This is a genomic window from Pasteurella multocida (genome assembly GCF_900187275.1).
Lineage (GTDB): Bacteria > Pseudomonadota > Gammaproteobacteria > Enterobacterales > Pasteurellaceae > Pasteurella > Pasteurella multocida.
The window spans coordinates 553,664-570,793 of the sequence record NZ_LT906458.1 but is presented as its reverse complement, the minus strand read 5'-3'; the positions used below and the strand labels follow the sequence as shown (position 1 = coordinate 570,793).

Below are 17,130 nucleotides of genomic sequence, written 5' to 3'. Positions count from 1 at the left end.
TTCATATAAAAAAATATCGATTGTCCACTCTCTTATTTCCCTCTAAAATGCGCGCATACTTAATGATTGGTAATTCCTTACTGGTTAAGAGTTTCGGACTTAAGTATGATGTTGTGTTTGCATATTGTTTGGGAAACCAAACAGAGTAACTTATCTTAAGTTACTTATTTTCACTTCCTGTATATTTATTTTAGACCCTTTTGGTTAAACACCGCTCTATCGAGCGGTGTTTTTTTATCTGTTCGATTCTAACATAGACCTGCTCACATTGCTTGTGTTCCGATTAAATATTTGCTGTTCCGTTTTTTCTTTAATCTTAATCTTTTTTTCAGATAAAGACTTGCAAGCCATGAAGAATGGTGTAGATTAAAAACATCACCAAACACAATAAAAGGACATAATAATGATAAAAGATCTTGATTGGAAAAATTTAGGCTTTGGCTATATTAAAACAGATTATCGCTATATCGCTTATTGGAAAGACGGAAAGTGGTCAAAAGGCGAGCTGACACAAGATAATGTACTGCATATTAGTGAAGGTTCAACCGCACTTCATTATGGGCAACAATGCTTTGAAGGACTCAAAGCTTATCGCTGTAAAGACGGTTCGATTAACTTGTTCCGCCCTGATCAAAATGCAGAACGTATGCAACGCAGTTGTCGCCGTTTATTGATGCCTGAAGTGCCAACAGACATGTTTATTGATGCCTGTAAACAAGTGGTCAAAGCGAATCAAGCATGGTTAGCGCCTTATGGTACTGGTGCCACCCTCTATTTACGCCCTTTCTTGATTGGTGTAGGTGACAATGTCGGCGTCAATCCTGCGCCAGAATATATTTTCTCGATTTTCTGCTGCCCTGTTGGCGCTTATTTTAAAGGTGGCTTAAAACCGACCAATTTCTTAGTTTCAAATTATGATCGCGCCGCACCGCAAGGAACCGGGGCAGCAAAAGTGGGTGGAAATTACGCAGCAAGTCTTTATCCTGGTAAAGAAGCCAAACAAAACGGCTTTGGTGACTGTATTTATTTAGACCCGACCACACACACCAAAATTGAAGAAGTGGGGTCAGCGAATTTCTTCGGTATCACAAAAGATAACAAATTTATTACTCCGCTTTCGCCGTCAATTCTGCCAAGTATCACGAAATACTCGTTACTCTATCTCGCTAAAGCGCGGTTAGGTTTAGAAACAGAAGAAGGGGATGTGTATATCGATCAATTAGATCAATTTAAAGAAGCGGGCGCTTGTGGTACTGCCGCCGTCATCACACCGATTGGTGGTATTCAATATGGTGATAACTTCCATGTGTTCTACTCTGAAACGGAAGTCGGTGAAATCACCACCAAACTCTACAATGAATTAGTGGGTATCCAATTTGGTGATGTTGAAGCCCCTGAAGGTTGGATTGTTAAAGTAGATAACTAACCCTTAGCAAAGAAACATAAGTGCGGTCGAAAACTTCAAGATTTTCGACCGCACTTTTATGTCTTATTGATGAGATATCATCACGCTATATTTAGCTGTAACTGACTTTCTCTGCAAGATAAATTTGCGTTTCTGCCAATTTCGTTTCTGCAATAATCTTACCTGCACGAATAGAATAACGTGTTGGTACTTGTCTTCTTACCGCATCAAAACCATTTTCTGCAGGTAGAATAATCAAGTTTGCCGAATGCCCAACCTGAATACCATAGTCCGTTAAACCTAATGCTTTTGCACTATTTTCAGTCACTAATTTTAGCCCTTCATTAATTTGCCCATAACCCATTAATTGACAAACATGTAACCCCATATGTAATACTTGTAGCATATTGGCTGTGCCCAATGGATACCAAGGATCAAACACATCATCATGACCGAAACACACATTAATGTTATTTTTCAGCATTTCTTTCACTCTGGTAATACCACGACGTTTTGGATAAGTATCAAAACGCCCTTGCAAATGGATATTCACCAGTGGATTCGCCACAAAATGAATGCCTGACAATTTTAACAAACGGAATAAACGCGAGGCATAAGCACCATTATAAGAGTGCATTGCAGTCGTATGGCTCGCGGTGACTTTATCCCCCATTTCATATTTCAAGGCTAAAGCAGCAACGGTTTCCACAAAACGCGACTGTTCATCATCAATTTCGTCACAATGAATATCAATTTGTTTTCCGTATTTACGCGCAATCTTAAACGCAATATGCATGGACTCGACGCCATACTCACGTGTAAATTCAAAATGTGGAATGCCTCCTACTACATCCGCCCCCATCGCCATCGCTTGATCAAGTAATGCTTCACCATTAGGATAAGACAAAATCCCTTCTTGTGGAAAAGCCACAATTTGCAAATCAATCCAAGGTGCTACTTCTTTTTTCACTTCAAGCATCGCTTTCAGTGCCGTTAACGTGGGATCAGATACATCCACATGCGTACGCACATATTGCACCCCATTTGCAATTTGCCATTTTAACGTTTTCCATGCACGGGCTTTCACATCTTCATGACTCAATAAGGATTTACGCTCTGCCCAACGTTCAATGCCTTCAAACAAGGTGCCTGATTGGTTCCAATTCGGTTGTCCTGCCGTTTGTGTTGCGTCTAAATGAATATGGGGTTCAACAAAAGGTGGATAAGCAATACCATTTTCTGCATCAACAATTTCGCCGACATAGTTTATTACTTCATCATTGGCACAAATTTGCACTATTTTTTGATCCTCAATCAAAATTTGCCAAAGCCCTTCTCGATCAGCAAGATGAACGTTTTTAATTAACATGATGCACTCCTATTTGGTTGCTAAGATTTTTGCACAGAATGGATTAAGAAGAAGATAAGACAGTGCCCCACCCAATACTGCGTTGACAGGAATAATACCCGGTAAATATTTACCACAAGCGACACCTATCGCGACAGCAATAATCGCGGTCCAATTAATAGTCACGAATTTGGCTTGTTCAAAATCTTGATAAGATTTACGACGTAGCAAGTAATCCGCAATAATAACGCCTCCCACAGGTGGAATTGCTGAAGATAAGAAAGTGAGCCAGCCAACAAAATTATTATATAGCCATAATGCAGACAATGTGCCAATCACGCCATTCACCATGGATAAAATACGGCTACTTAACCCGGTAATATTGGCAAAACCTAAGCCTGACGCATAAAGCGCGTTATCGTTAGTGGTCCAAATGTTTAAACCTAATACAATAATGGCAGGTAAGATTAACCCTTGCGCGACCATAACATCAGAAATATCTGCCATGCCTTTTACTTACGCCCCAGCGGCACCAAAAATAAACATCAACGAGTTACCTAGGAAGAACGCGATCATGCTGATAAGAATCGCTTGTTTCGGTACACGCCCAAAGCGGACAAAATCCGCAGTTAAGCTCCCCGCACTAATAAAAGAACCCACTACTAGAGTAATCGCCATAGAGAGAGGCATTTGTTCTTTCGGAACAATACTTCTGAGTACATCTAGTCCTCCTGCGTCTGTTACCGCTAAATACACAGAATAAGAACCTAAAACAGCAATCGCAGGCACAGCAACGGCAGATAATACTGTCAGGGCAGAAATCCCAAAATACACCGTTACGGTCATTAATAATCCCGATGCAATAATTAACGTATTTACATCAATTCCCGTGACTTTATTGACCGGAATAGCGAACATCGCCACCCCAACACCAAACCAACCAACTTGTGTTCCACCAAGCAATAAAGACGGTAACCATGAGCCTTTTACCCCAAAAGAATAACGTGCCAGAATATGCGTGGTTAGCCCCGTTTTGGCGCCAATATAACCTAAACAAGCGGTATAGACCCCTAGCATTAAGTTACCAATCAAAATAGCGGTCCAAAAATCGTCATAGTGCAGTGAAGTGCCTAAAGTGCCACCCGTCCACATACTTGCAGAGAAAAATGTCAAACCTAACATCACAAATGTCAGCGCAATACCCCCTTTACGCTCATGTTGTGGTACCGGTTTCAAACTAAAGTTATCTAAACTCATTTTTAATTCCTTTTGGTCAAAAAATAAAAAATCGCTGTATTATAATCCGCTTATTTAGAAAGGCAAACGTTTGCTTTAAGAAATGCAAAAATAGTTAACCGCATATTAAGAGGATAAAAACAAGGTTAAAGAGGAAAATAAAGGGAGGATAAAAGAGAATTATGCTATCTGACTGAGAGGAAAAGAAAAAGCGCCAGATTCACTGACGCTTTAACCTGTATTTATTGCTGCAAATTTCGGCGTTGGATGACAGCCTTTGAAAGCGATTCCAAAACTTTCTCGCTATCTTCCCACCCAATACAAGCGTCCGTGATACTCTGCCCATAAGTGACCGCTTTTCCATCTACTAAATCTTGTCGCCCTTCAACAAGATGGCTTTCTACCATCACACCAAAGATTTGAGTAGAACCCATAGCGATTTGCTGGCAAACACTGTCACAAACTTCCAATTGTTTTTTAAATTGTTTACAACTGTTAGCATGGCTAAAATCGACCATCACATGTGGAATACGCCCTGTTTTTTCGATCTCTGCACAAACCATAGCAATATGCTCTGCATCATAATTAGGACCTTTATCACCGCCTCGTAAAATAATGTGGCAGTCTTCATTCCCTTTTGTAGATACAATCGCAGAATGACCAAATTTCGTGACAGAAAGAAAATAATGTGGTGCTTCTGCTGCCCCAATCGCATCTAACGCGATTCTGACCCCGCCATTCGTGCCATTTTTAAAACCAACTGCACAAGATAGACCTGAGGCAAGCTCACGGTGCACCTGTGATTCTGTGGTTCTGGCACCAATCGCCCCCCAACTCATGAAATCAGCCAGATATTGTGGTGTAATCATATCCAAAAATTCACCCGCAGCCGGTACCCCTAAATCATTAACGTCCGATAATAATTTACGCGCAAGACGCAACCCTTCATTCAGCTCAAAGGTACCATTTAGGTGAGGATCATTAATCAAGCCTTTCCACCCTACTGTGGTCCGCGGTTTTTCAAAATAGACACGCATAATAATCTCCAAGCTATCTTGGTATTTTTCGCGCATCATTTTAATCCGTTTCGCATACTCCAGCGCAGAAACAGGATCATGAATGGAACAAGGTCCCATGACAACTAATAAACGGTCATCTTTTCGATGAATAATATTATGTGCTTTTTTTCGTGTTTGTCTGACGGTTTCTACTGCCACATCACTGGCAGGAAATTTTTCTAATAACGCCACAGGCGGTAAAACTTGTTCAATTTTATCAATTCTGGTGTCATCATTTTCGATATAAATTTCATTTTTATATTCTGTCATACTGCGCTCACTTACTTCTTATAAAACGGTTCATTTTTTAATCTTATTTTTCAATAGGTTATTTATCAAAATTATTGATACTGCCAATCCAGCACCAATAAACACACTAGTAAACTAGTTTTCAGTATCATTTATAATAATTCATCTAATAATGACTCAAAACTTGTGCAGGTTGTAATTTGGCGGCACGATTTGCGGGATATAGGCTAGCAAGTAAACTCAAAATTAATGCTGAACAGAATACGAGCAAAATATCTTGCCAATGTAATTCACTTGGTAAGAAATCCACAAAATAAATCCCATCAGATAGCAGTTTCCGCCCTAGTAAATATTCAATCCCCTGTATGATTGAGGTTAAGTTTAACGCCAAAATAATGCCTAAAAAGATGCCAATTAAACACCCTTTCATGCCTGCTTGCAAGCCATACCAAATAAAAATTTGCTTAATAAAGCGATTATTTGCCCCTAAAGTACGCATAATCGCAATATCACCTTGTTTATCTTTCACCGCCATAATCAAGGTCGAAATAATATTAAAGCAAGCTACACCGATGACCAATACCATAGCGATATACATCACGCTACGAATTAATTGGATATCTCGATACATATAACCAAATTTATGAATCCAATGTTGTGCATAAAGGGCTTGCGGGTAGTCCTGTAACATCGGAAACGTTAATGTTTGTACTTGAAATGGCTGTTTCACTTTTAGTTCCACACCATGTACTTCGTCTGTGCTTATACCTAATAGTGTCTGAGCTTGTGTAAGCGGTAATAAAGCATAGCTGTGATCTAATTGACCTTCTAAACGTAAAATGCCACTGACTTGGATGCGATGACGAATGGGCTGAGCCAATTGATTTTGCTCATTGGGTGGCGAAATCAGTAAACTCACCCAATCCCCAGCTACTACGTCCAGCTCACGAGCAATGCCATAACCTAAAATCAAACCAGACTGCTGTTCAAAAACCTTCCACCCTTCATCTAATACAAATTGCCCTAACGCGCTGACTTGATCTTGTGCGGACTTTTCTACCCCTTTGACTTGCACCACTTTGAGTTTAGTGCCATTTTCAACTAAAGCAGTAAAAGTCACATAGGGCGAAATGCCGTCGACTTGCTCATGCTGCGCTAATGTTTTAACCAAGGGTTGCCAAGGTTTAATACTACTGGTACCTTTTTCATTGGGATAAGCCATTATTTCAACATGCGGAACCACCGCTAAAATGCGTTGATTTAACTCTCGTTCAAATCCATTCATGGCGCTCAGTCCCACAATTAGCACAGCAACGCCCAGTGCAATACCAATGCTAGAAAACGCAGAAATCAAAGAAACTAAGCGATTTTTTTGCTTACTCCGCTGATAACGCCAACTAATAAAAAACGGTGTATTCATTTAATGCTCCTCACGTAATACACCATCTTGCATCACTAAACGACGCGATAGTTTTTCGGCTAGCACTAAATCATGTGTGACTAATAAAAACGCAATATTTTGTTCGTGATTGAGTTGTTTAATCAGATCGAAAATACTTTCTGTGGTTTTCCGATCTAAGTTACCAGTAGGTTCATCAGCCAGCACCAAAGCGGGATGATTGACCAATGAGCGCGCAATGGCAACGCGCTGTCTTTCTCCACCAGAAAGGGCGGACGGGCGATGTGAGATACGATGTGATAAACCCACCGCAGTTAACATTTTTTCTGCACGATCTTGCGCTTCCGATCTATTTTGCTTACCAATTAACATGGGCATCATCACATTTTCAAGCGCGCTAAAATCCGCCATTAAATGATGAAATTGATAAACAAACCCTAAATATTGGTTACGTAATTGCGCTAACTGATTCGCATTAATTTTCTGCAATGATTGATTTTGAATAAAGACTTCACCACTCGTCGGCTGATCTAATCCCCCTAACACGTGCAAGAGTGTGCTTTTCCCCGACCCTGAACTCCCGACAATAGCGACAAGCTCCCCTGCTTGCATCGAAAAAGAGACGTCTTTTAAAACTTGTGTCTGTTGCGCCCCTTCTTGATAATATTTTGTAATATGCTGACAATGTAATAAGTGTGATTTCATATCCAAGTTTGCCTTCTTATTCATAACGTAGTGCTTCTGCCGGATCAATTTGCGCTGCACGATAAGCAGGATAAATTGTGGAAATTAAAGATAATAATAACGAAAAAAATAAAATAATCATGAACTGGAGCGGATCAAATGCCGTCGGTAAATAAATATCCGCAGAATTGAACCAACCGACTAGCCTATCTAAGTTTAGCGTCACGAGAACACCTAATATGGCACCAATCACGGTACCAACAAAACCGACCAAACAACCTTGATAAATAAAAATCGACCGCACTTGGCGTTTATTAAGTCCTTGTGTTTGTAAAATCGCGATCTCGCCTTGTTTATCCACGACCATAAGGCTAAGTGATGTCACAATATTAGAAACTGCCACAACAATAATTAAGCTAATTAAGAGTCCCATCATGTTTTTTTCCATACGCACCGCTTGGAAAAATTCGCCTTTTTGTTGACGCCAGTCGTATAATTGCCAAGATTGCTCAGCAAAATATTGTGGAAGTTCAGTAATTTGGAAAGGGTCTTGCAGAAATAAACGATAGCCTTGTGCCTGCTCAGGTTGAATGCGCATTAAACGTCCAATATCAGATAAATGAGCAAAAACTTCATAACTCGATGCTTCATCTCCTGAATAATAAATATCACTGACCGTAAACAGACGTTGTACGGGAACACGACCGAAAGGGGTATATTGACTGTTTTCCGTCATCATCAAACGCACTTTATCGCCAATATGTAGCTGTAATTTTTGTGCGAGTTGCACCCCAATCACTAAATTAAAGGCACCTGGTGGTAGAATTTGTTCAAAATCAGGGCTCAACATATCCATTAATAAAGGATCATCAGCCGATTGTTGTACACCAATGACTTGACCTGCACTCACGCCTGTCGCTGTTTGTAAAATCACTTGTGTTTGATTGATCGGCACCGCTTTTTGCACAAAAGGCGGTAATACAATCATTTCATCTGTTAATGTAATGCGTTGTGTTGCTGGCATAACAATGGCGTGTGGAATGTTTGCTAAGACATGCTTCTTTTGATGTTGTTCTAAGCCATTCATCACTGACAACACAATGATCAATGCCATCACGCCCAACACAATACCAATACTGGCCAGATTGGTAACCAGACGTCCAAAACGGTCCGCACTTTTTGCTCGCCAGTAACGCAATGCAATGAATAAAGGAACAGAAAATTTCATTTTTACCAAAATCAAGTCATAAAAAATATCGTGCTATTATTGCATAAACAACATACAACAACATCACGATATTTAATTTAGTTAAGCAATCTGCTCATTTTTTACAAAGTCTTCAATGTTTTGTTTCACCTTATTCACTAAGGTAGTAACCGCACTGTCGGATGCCCAAGCAATATGCGGGGTAACAATTAAATTAGGCAAACGTGTGGCAGCTTGGATAATTGGGTTGTTTTTTTCAGGCGGTTCTTTCACTAACACATCAACCGCGGCACCACCAAGATGTCCACTTTCTAACGCAGCGACTAACGCTTGTTCATCCACTAAAGGACCACGCCCTGTATTAATTAAAAATGCGCCTTTTTTCATCAAAGCTAACGTGTCTTGATTGATCAGATTTTGTGTGGTGTCCGTCAATGGGCAATGTAATGTCAAGATATCCGCTTGTGCTAACACGTCTTCAAAGGGGGTATAACCCTCACGACATGTTTTCGCACCTTTATGTTCAGCATAAAGTACATTCATGCCAAGTGCGGTCGCTAATCGACCGATTTCAGAACCTAAACAGCCTCGTCCCACGACACCAAGGGTTGAGCCTTTCACATCTGTAATCGGATAATCAAAGTAACAAAATTGTTTGCAATCTGCCCATTTTGCAGATAACTGATCGCGATACCAGCTCATAATACTGTGTTTGAGCGCATATATCAGACCTATCACATGCTCTGGTACGGTTGTAGATGAATACCCTGTCACATTTTTCACCGTGATTCCAAGTTCTTGTGCAGCCACCAAATCCACATTATTGGTCCCTGTTGCCGTAATCGCGATTAATTTTAATTTAGGTAATTGTTGCATCACTTCACGACTAAAGAGGACTTTACTGGTTACCGCAATGTCTACATCTTGCATACGTTCTACGACTTGATCTGGTGTCGTATGCTCATATTCAACCCATTGATGTGGAAAATTTGGGCGAGGAATCGGGATATGTTTAGGTATCGCGGTACTATCTAGAAAAACAATTTTTAACATTATTCACTCCTTTTTGTTATCAGCATTTCTATTCTGTCCAATTTAATTTCAGATAGCAAATAGAAATTTGCGCAATAATAAATTTTTGCAATACATTCAAAAATAAGTGACTTTTATGAATAATATAGACATATAAAAAAGCCCTACCTCAGAAAAGGCAGGGCTTTCGTTTTTCACACAAATTAATTGGCGGTATCTAATTCTGGGAAATGTTTCACCAGATCATCAATCGCTTTCATTTGATGTACAAAACCTTCTAATGCAGATAGCGGTAAAGCTGAAGGCCCATCACATTTCGCTTGACTCGGATTCGGATGCGCTTCTAAAAATAACCCGGCTAATCCCACTGCCATTCCCGCGCGCGCTAATTCCGTGACTTGCCCACGGCGTCCCCCTGAGGCCGCACCGAATGGATCACGACATTGTAATGCGTGGGTCACATCAAAAATCACAGGGCAACCTTTTGATACTTTTTTCATTACAGAAAAACCCAACATATCTACAACTAAATTGTCATAACCAAAATTGGTGCCTCGATCGCATAAAATAACGTTATCATTACCACATTCTTCAATTTTCTCAACGATATTCCCCATTTGACCGGGACTTAAAAATTGTGGTTTTTTCACATTAATAATCGCGCCCGTTTTTGCCATCGCTGCCACTAAATCGGTTTGACGTGCTAAAAAAGCAGGTAATTGAATGATATCAACAACTTCAGCGACTGGTTGACATTGATAAATTTCATGTACATCTGTAATCAATTTAACCCCAAATGTGTCTTTCAACTCTTGGAAGATTTTCAGACCTTGTTCCATACCCGGTCCACGATAAGAATGGATAGATGAGCGGTTTGCCTTGTCAAAAGAAGCCTTAAACACATAAGGCACCCCTAATTTTTCCGTGACCTTAACATAAGCTTCGCACACTTGCATCGCCATATCGCGACTTTCTAATACGTTCATTCCCCCAAACAAAACAAAGGGTTTATCATTAGAAATCTCAATTTCGCCTAAGCGAATCACTTTATTTTGCATCATGTTTTCCTTCTTAATGTATAGGATAAGTATCTTGTTTTAACTCTTCTAACTGATTTTTCAGTAAAAGCGCTGTTGGGTCCTGAGGGCATTGATCGATAAAATACTGAAAATCCTCTGTTGCCACATGGTAGCAGCCCATTTGCGCTAAAACCAATCCTCTATCACGAATTTCATAAGGATCTTCAGGATTATAATGAATTAAACGTGCAATATAACAAAAGGCTTCATCATTTTTTTCTTCCCGAATTAACGCATTCTTGGCAAGTTGACGGAAACGCCCTAGTAAATCGCCCACATTCGCAATCGCTAATTCAGCGGGTGTCAATGTCATACCAAATCCCATCGCTCCTTCGTACCATTTATGTAATAACGCTTGCGAAATATATTGCCCATCCCACGGGTTAATAAAGGCAACTTCTCCTTCTACTTCCGCACGAATCACTAATTGGGTTGGGAAATTGACAGGGTAAAGCGGTAAATTGAGCTTATCTGCAATATATAACAAAATTGCGCCCAGGCTCACCGGCATACCGCGACGTGTTTCTAAAACATCATTGAGGTATAAATTGGACGATAAAAAATACGACTCTGGATCACAATGAAATCCCCACTCGCCATAAAATAGCTGCAAAAGAAGATGAATTTTCGCTTTAGTTTCCAAGGTATCTGGAATTTCTTTTCTTGCTACACGGACTAAATGGCCTATCTGCCCACGAAGACGTAACCGATCTTCATGTTCCATACCGAGTGTTGTATGGTAAAAACTCAACATTTCATCATATAGGGCTTTTTTCACATAGTTCATTCTACTCACCTCCAACAACCTAAGGTTACCCTTTCATTCCCACTATAATCTTTTAGCGTCGCAACTTTATGCCATAAATTTTTTTGAAAAATTGACCGCACTTTTTCAGCTTGTTGCCAGCCATGTTCGAGTAATAACGCCCCTTGTGGCTTTAAAAACAAAGGGGCTTGTTCAATAATATGGCGGATATCGGCATACCCCTCTTCCGCGGCGACTAAGGCAGATAAAGGCTCAAAACGGACATCACCTTGTGTCAAATGCGGGTCGTTTTTATCAATGTAAGGGGGGTTACTGACAATCAAATCAAAGCGAATCTCTGGATTAAGTGCATCAAACCACACACTTTGTAAAAAGTTAACCTTTAAGTCATTTTGCTTGGCATTGTCTTTTGCTAAGGCGACCGCTTCTGCAATGCGATCAACAGCCAAAATATTTAAATTGATACCGCACTTTTGCGTTAACGGCGTCAATTCTGCCGCTAAGGCTAATGCAATTGCCCCCGTTCCTGTGCCTAAATCGAGTATTGAAAGTTCGCCGGAAACGTGCGCTGAAGTCACTCGTTGTTTTGCGAAGTCTAACGCATGCTCCACTAAAACTTCAGTATCTGGACGAGGAATCAACGTGTGTTCTGACACTTTCAATGACAATGACCAAAATGCTTTTTCCCCGAGAATATAGGCAATCGGCTCACCTTTAGCACGACGCATTAAAAGTTGTGCTAACTGCTGTAATTCTACTTCCGTTAGCACTGTTTCTGAAAAAGCGAGAATACTCGCTTTTGAACGTTTAGTGACGGTTTGTAATAAGAGAACACTCTCACTTTTTACATCTAAAAAAGGATCGTTCTCCTTATTTTTCATCAATACATGTTCAGCGAATTGTCGCCATTCTTGATACGTCATTATTTAATCATTTGAATATGTTTATATCCATCACCTACAGATTTCGCTTTAATATCTATTAGGCTTGCTCTGACAAGGCAGCAAGTTGATCTGCTTGATATTCAGTAATAATTGGTTGAATTAATTCATCAATTTTACCATTCATCACTTCATCTAAGCGGTAAACCGTTAAGTTAATACGGTGATCTGTCACACGACCTTGTGGATAGTTGTAGGTGCGGATTTTGTCTGATCGGTCACCAGAACCCAATAAATTACGACGGGTATCCGCTTGAGCTTGCTCTTGACGTTCTTTTTCCGCCTGAACAATACGTGAAGCTAATACAGACATGGCTTTCGCTTTGTTTTTATGCTGCGAACGCTCATCTTGACACTCGACCACAATTCCCGTTGGAATATGAGTAATACGCACCGCCGAATCTGTGGTATTCACGTGCTGACCACCCGCCCCTGAAGAACGGTAAGTATCAATACGTAAATCAGATGGATTGATTTCTGGTAACTCAGACTCAGGTAACTCTGGCATCACAGCAACGGTACAAGCAGAGGTATGAATGCGGCCTTGTGATTCGGTCTTAGGAACACGCTGAACACGGTGACCACCTGACTCAAATTTTAATTGCCCATAAACACCTTCACCATTGACCTTCACAATAATTTCTTTATAACCACCCTGCTCACTTTCATTGGCACTTAATACTTCTACTTTCCAACGTTTACTTTCTGCATAACGGCTATACATACGGAATAAATCGCCAGCAAAAATCCCGGCTTCATCCCCACCTGTTCCAGCACGAATTTCTAGATAGCAGTTATATTCATCATTTGGATCTTTTGGCAGCAATAAAATTTGTAATTGTTGTTCAACTTGTTCGATTTCTGTTTTACATGCTTCAATTTCTTCTTGCGCCATTTCTTTCATGCTAGGATCATCGAGTAAAAGTTGCGCTTCTTCCATATTACTGTTTAATTGATTCCAACGAGCAAAACATTTCACCACATCTTCTAATTGTGCATATTCTTTTGAGTAAGCTCGAAATTTATCTTGATCACTGATAACAGAAGCCTCACCCAATAGTGCTTCTAGCTCCTCGTGGCGCTCTTTCAAACTTTCTAATTTACTGATAATTGTGGGTTTCATTCCTTAACCTTACTGAATTAACAAAAACGAAATAAAAAATCGAATAATTCTAACATGTATTGTGAAAGAAATTATAGAAATATTGCCAATAATCTGTTTCTAAGAGTAAAAGAAAAAGGCCTTCAGTTAAGTTACTGAAAGCCTTTTCATGAATAAAAGAAATCTTAATGAATCACAGATACATTCACTTTAGAACCACCTACGATACGCACACGCGCACCTGGAACTAAGCTTTGATCATATTTTTGTACAACAACGATTTCTTGTCCGTTGTCTTTTTTGATCACTAATTCTAAAGAATCTACTTGGTTCAATTTTTCTTCCGCTTTCGCGCCAATAACTGCACCAGCAATTGCTCCAACTGTCGTTGCAATCATTTGACCAGTACCACCACCGATACCAGAACCTACGATACCCCCTAGCGCACCGCCACCAAAGCCACCAAGAACTCCTTGGCTATCAGCTTGAATTTTGACAGGACGACTAGAAACAATCGTACCATAAGAAATTGAACGTACTTCTTTTGCTTGATTACCTTCGTACACATTACCACTGTAAATGTCGGTGTTAGCGCAACCTGCTAAGCCTAAACTCATTAAAATAGCTAAGGCAAATGTTACTTTTTTCATAGAACTCCTACTTTAAAAATAGAATTATTATAAAGGTGATCTTGGATTAAAGGTAGAAATGTTCTTTAATCCTTCATTATTGTCAAGTACTCGAACACAAGCACCGACAACCAAAGTTGAATCGTATTTATGTCCAATTTGTATTGTTTCAATTGGACCATCTTCATGTTCGCAATTATTTTTACGCACAGTTAAGGTTAAATTTTCGCCATTGTATTCACTAAATAGTGATTTCTGCACGATAACCATTACCATGATATTGGTCATTATAATTTTTACTACAGCCTGCTAATCCTAAACTTAATACCACTGCTAATACCGCTGCTTTCTTCATTTTACTCAGCCTCAATAATTTTTTTTATGTGATAAGGGTGAACTTTAATACAAGTAGGATTGTGTTGCTTATCCACAAAGCTGACGGCAATCGATGGATTAAGTAATTGTTCGCCTTCCACTCGAGGTTCACTCAATTTGACGTTTAAATTATCCGATAGTTCCCATAAAAACGTATGATTGATCCGCGCAACCCATTTTTCTACCGTTTCATGTGGCAAAAATGGCATCACAATTTCAATATGTTCCCATCCTTCAACGAGATAACTCTTATTTTTAGGAAAAGGTAATTCAATAACATCAATAGATTGTCCCAAAAACAGCAAGGGGCTATCTAACTTGATCAAATAAATAATCCGTCCATTCACCAGATTATCGGACAAAATTGTACCGTATTTTAATAAGAGTGTCAGCCAATATTTTGCACTTTGTTCCGTGTTAACACGCAATGCAATGTGATCGATTTCATATTGAGAAAGATCTAAGTGCATGATTTCTGCTAATTGCTGAATATTGTGTTCAAAGGTACGAAATTGTACGAAATGTTCAGCATATTGATTGCATAAATCATGTGAAGGATTAAAAGTTATCATTTTTTCTCGCTTTATCTTTTCTGAATAAGGAAAGAACGGTATCATAACCGATTATTTTATTAATTGTTATTCTTAGGTATAAAACGGTGAATATTCAATCTATTTTATCTCATAAAATTCAACAAGCCATGATTGCTAGCGGTGCAGATACCCAATCCGATGCTTTAGTTCGCCAATCAGCAAAAGTACAATTTGGTGACTATCAAGCTAATGGCATTATGGCGGCAGCGAAAAAGCTTGGACGTAATCCGCGTGAATTCGCACAACAAGTTATCGAACAACTTGATTTAAGCGAAATAGCTGAAAAAATCGAAATCGCGGGTCCTGGTTTTATTAATCTTTTCTTAGATAAAAATTGGTTAGCTGAACAAATCAGCCTTGCCGTCAACGATGACAAACTCGGTATCCAAGCCACAGAAACACAAACCGTTGTTGCCGATTATTCCTCACCAAATGTTGCCAAAGAAATGCATGTGGGTCACTTACGCTCCACTATCATTGGTGATGCTGTCGTACGAACACTCGAATTTTTAGGTAATAAAGTGATTCGTGCTAACCATGTGGGTGACTGGGGAACCCAATTCGGTATGTTGATTGCTTACCTAGAAAAAGTTGAAAATGAAAGTGCCAGTGAAATGGAACTGAGCGATTTAGAAGCCTTCTATCGTGCGGCGAAAGAACATTATGACTCGGACCCCGTTTTTGCGGAAAAAGCGCGTAACTATGTGGTGAAATTACAAAGTGGTGATGAATATTGTCGCACTATGTGGAAAAAATTAGTTGATATCACCATGCAACAAAATCAACACAATTATGACCGCTTAAATGTCACATTGACCGAAAAGGATGTCATGGGAGAAAGTTTATACAATCCCATGTTGTCCGATATCGTCGCGGATCTGAAACAACAAGGTCTTGCCGTTGAAGACGAAGGGGCATTCGTGGTTTACCTTGATGAGTTTAAAAATAAAGAAGGGGAACCAATGGGGGTGATTGTCCAGAAAAAAGATGGCGGATTTCTGTACACCACCACAGATATTGCGGCAGCCAAATACCGCTATGAAACGTTAAAAGCGGATCGCGCACTGGTATTTTCAGATACACGTCAAAGCCAACATATGCAACAGGCTTGGTTAATCACACGTAAAGCAGGTTATGTGCCAGACAGCTTCCAATTAGAACATAAAAACTTTGGGATGATGTTAGGCAAAGACGGAAAGCCTTTCAAAACGCGTACTGGGGGAACGGTAAAACTGGCAGATTTACTCGACGAAGCAGTTGAACGTGCCACCCAATTAATTCAGGAAAAAAGCACCGCACTTTCCGCACAAGAAAAAGCGGCGGTCATTGAAGCGGTTGCGATTGGTTCTGTCAAATATGCTGACCTCTCTAAAAATCGAACTACAGATTATGTGTTTGATTGGGATAATATGCTCAGCTTTGAAGGGAATACCGCACCGTATATGCAATATGCCTATACCCGTATTCGCTCTATCTTCAATCGTAGTGAACTAAATGAACAGGATCTTAGCGAAAGTCCTGTTGTGCTCAGCAATGAAAAAGAGCGCTTGTTGGCGATTAAATTGTTACAATTTGAAGAAGCAATCCAATTTGTTGCCAAAGAAGGCACACCTCATGTGTTGTGTACCTATTTATATGAATTAGCAGGTGTCTTTTCTTCATTCTATGAACACTGCCCAATTCTGAATAATGAAGATGAACAAATTAAACGCAGTCGCTTAAAACTGGCATTATTAACAGAAAAAACCTTAAAACAAGGACTCGATTTGTTGGGTATTAAGACTGTTGATAAGATGTAATCATCGAAGGCAATCACAAAAGCTGATAGAAATATCAGCTTTTTTTGAAACAAAAAAAAGTGCCTTGAAACAAGGCACTACTCGGAAAGCAAAATATGTCGGCTATTTTTTATAGCACTTATTTTTAGCTAGACACAGAATACGAAAATAAACCTTAGTTAGCAAATGGGTATTTTCAATAGTGTGAACTAATTCACGCTTTTAAGATAAAAAAGTAAAAATGATTTC

14 protein-coding genes and 2 pseudogenes are annotated in these 17,130 nt (G+C 39.6%); 2 read left to right on the top strand and 14 right to left on the bottom strand.

The features are described from left to right. The first annotated feature begins 403 nt into the window (after window positions 1–403). Window positions 404–1,426: a branched-chain amino acid aminotransferase gene (locus CKV69_RS02670; RefSeq protein WP_005751429.1), complete on the top strand. Its 1,023-nt coding sequence runs from the start codon at window positions 404–406 to the stop codon at window positions 1,424–1,426. Window positions 1,427–1,517: 91 nt separating this feature from the next. On the opposite strand, the gene CKV69_RS02665 is transcribed toward CKV69_RS02670, so the two are convergent. The 14 genes and pseudogenes from CKV69_RS02665 to CKV69_RS02600 form a co-directional block, all read right to left on the bottom strand. Beyond that, entirely contained in the window at window positions 1,518–2,774 is a 1,257-nt protein-coding gene (locus tag CKV69_RS02665) for a cytosine deaminase (protein WP_014325988.1), read from the bottom strand. 9 nt (window positions 2,775–2,783) lie between these two features. Further along, window positions 2,784–4,010: pseudogene (gene codB / locus CKV69_RS02660) on the bottom strand (cytosine permease). A gap of 221 nt (window positions 4,011–4,231) precedes the next feature. Then, the gene (gene aroG, locus CKV69_RS02655) at window positions 4,232–5,317 is read right to left on the bottom strand and encodes a 3-deoxy-7-phosphoheptulonate synthase AroG (protein ID WP_005726369.1); all 1,086 of its coding nucleotides are present in this window, start codon (window positions 5,315–5,317) and stop codon (window positions 4,232–4,234) included. Between the two features lie 145 nt (window positions 5,318–5,462). Next, window positions 5,463–6,716, bottom strand: a complete 1,254-nt coding sequence (gene lolE / locus CKV69_RS02650; RefSeq protein ID WP_014325987.1) for a lipoprotein-releasing ABC transporter permease subunit LolE — start codon at window positions 6,714–6,716, stop codon at window positions 5,463–5,465. Next, window positions 6,717–7,400 carry a lipoprotein-releasing ABC transporter ATP-binding protein LolD gene (lolD, locus tag CKV69_RS02645; protein WP_014325986.1) on the bottom strand — a complete coding sequence of 228 codons (684 nt, stop codon included), beginning with the start codon at window positions 7,398–7,400 and terminating at the stop codon, window positions 6,717–6,719. 16 nt (window positions 7,401–7,416) lie between these two features. After that, on the bottom strand, window positions 7,417–8,607 hold the full coding sequence (locus CKV69_RS02640; protein WP_014325985.1) for a lipoprotein-releasing ABC transporter permease subunit: 1,191 nt from the start codon (window positions 8,605–8,607) through the stop codon (window positions 7,417–7,419). An 81-nt stretch (window positions 8,608–8,688) separates the two neighbouring features. Next, the gene (locus CKV69_RS02635; RefSeq protein WP_014325984.1) at window positions 8,689–9,639 is read right to left on the bottom strand and encodes a 2-hydroxyacid dehydrogenase; all 951 of its coding nucleotides are present in this window, start codon (window positions 9,637–9,639) and stop codon (window positions 8,689–8,691) included. Between the two features lie 182 nt (window positions 9,640–9,821). Beyond that, window positions 9,822–10,676, bottom strand: a complete 855-nt coding sequence (gene kdsA, locus CKV69_RS02630) for a 3-deoxy-8-phosphooctulonate synthase (protein ID WP_005722043.1) — start codon at window positions 10,674–10,676, stop codon at window positions 9,822–9,824. A gap of 13 nt (window positions 10,677–10,689) precedes the next feature. Continuing rightward, window positions 10,690–11,484, bottom strand: a complete 795-nt coding sequence (locus CKV69_RS02625) for a SirB1 family protein (RefSeq protein WP_005722041.1) — start codon at window positions 11,482–11,484, stop codon at window positions 10,690–10,692. A 5-nt stretch (window positions 11,485–11,489) separates the two neighbouring features. Further along, entirely contained in the window at window positions 11,490–12,386 is an 897-nt protein-coding gene (gene prmC / locus CKV69_RS02620) for a peptide chain release factor N(5)-glutamine methyltransferase (RefSeq protein ID WP_014325983.1), read from the bottom strand. A gap of 58 nt (window positions 12,387–12,444) precedes the next feature. Continuing rightward, window positions 12,445–13,527, bottom strand: a complete 1,083-nt coding sequence (gene prfA / locus CKV69_RS02615; protein WP_005751423.1) for a peptide chain release factor 1 — start codon at window positions 13,525–13,527, stop codon at window positions 12,445–12,447. Between the two features lie 164 nt (window positions 13,528–13,691). After that, on the bottom strand, window positions 13,692–14,156 hold the full coding sequence (locus tag CKV69_RS02610; protein ID WP_005751422.1) for an outer membrane lipoprotein: 465 nt from the start codon (window positions 14,154–14,156) through the stop codon (window positions 13,692–13,694). A 27-nt stretch (window positions 14,157–14,183) separates the two neighbouring features. Next, window positions 14,184–14,490: pseudogene (locus CKV69_RS02605) on the bottom strand (hypothetical protein). Window position 14,491: 1 nt separating this feature from the next. Further along, window positions 14,492–15,082 carry a VOC family protein gene (locus CKV69_RS02600; RefSeq protein WP_016532953.1) on the bottom strand — a complete coding sequence of 197 codons (591 nt, stop codon included), beginning with the start codon at window positions 15,080–15,082 and terminating at the stop codon, window positions 14,492–14,494. A gap of 86 nt (window positions 15,083–15,168) precedes the next feature. On the opposite strand from CKV69_RS02600, the gene argS reads away from it, so the two are divergent. Next, entirely contained in the window at window positions 15,169–16,902 is a 1,734-nt protein-coding gene (gene argS / locus CKV69_RS02595; RefSeq protein ID WP_016532952.1) for an arginine--tRNA ligase, read from the top strand. The last annotated feature ends 228 nt before the right edge of the window (window positions 16,903–17,130 follow it).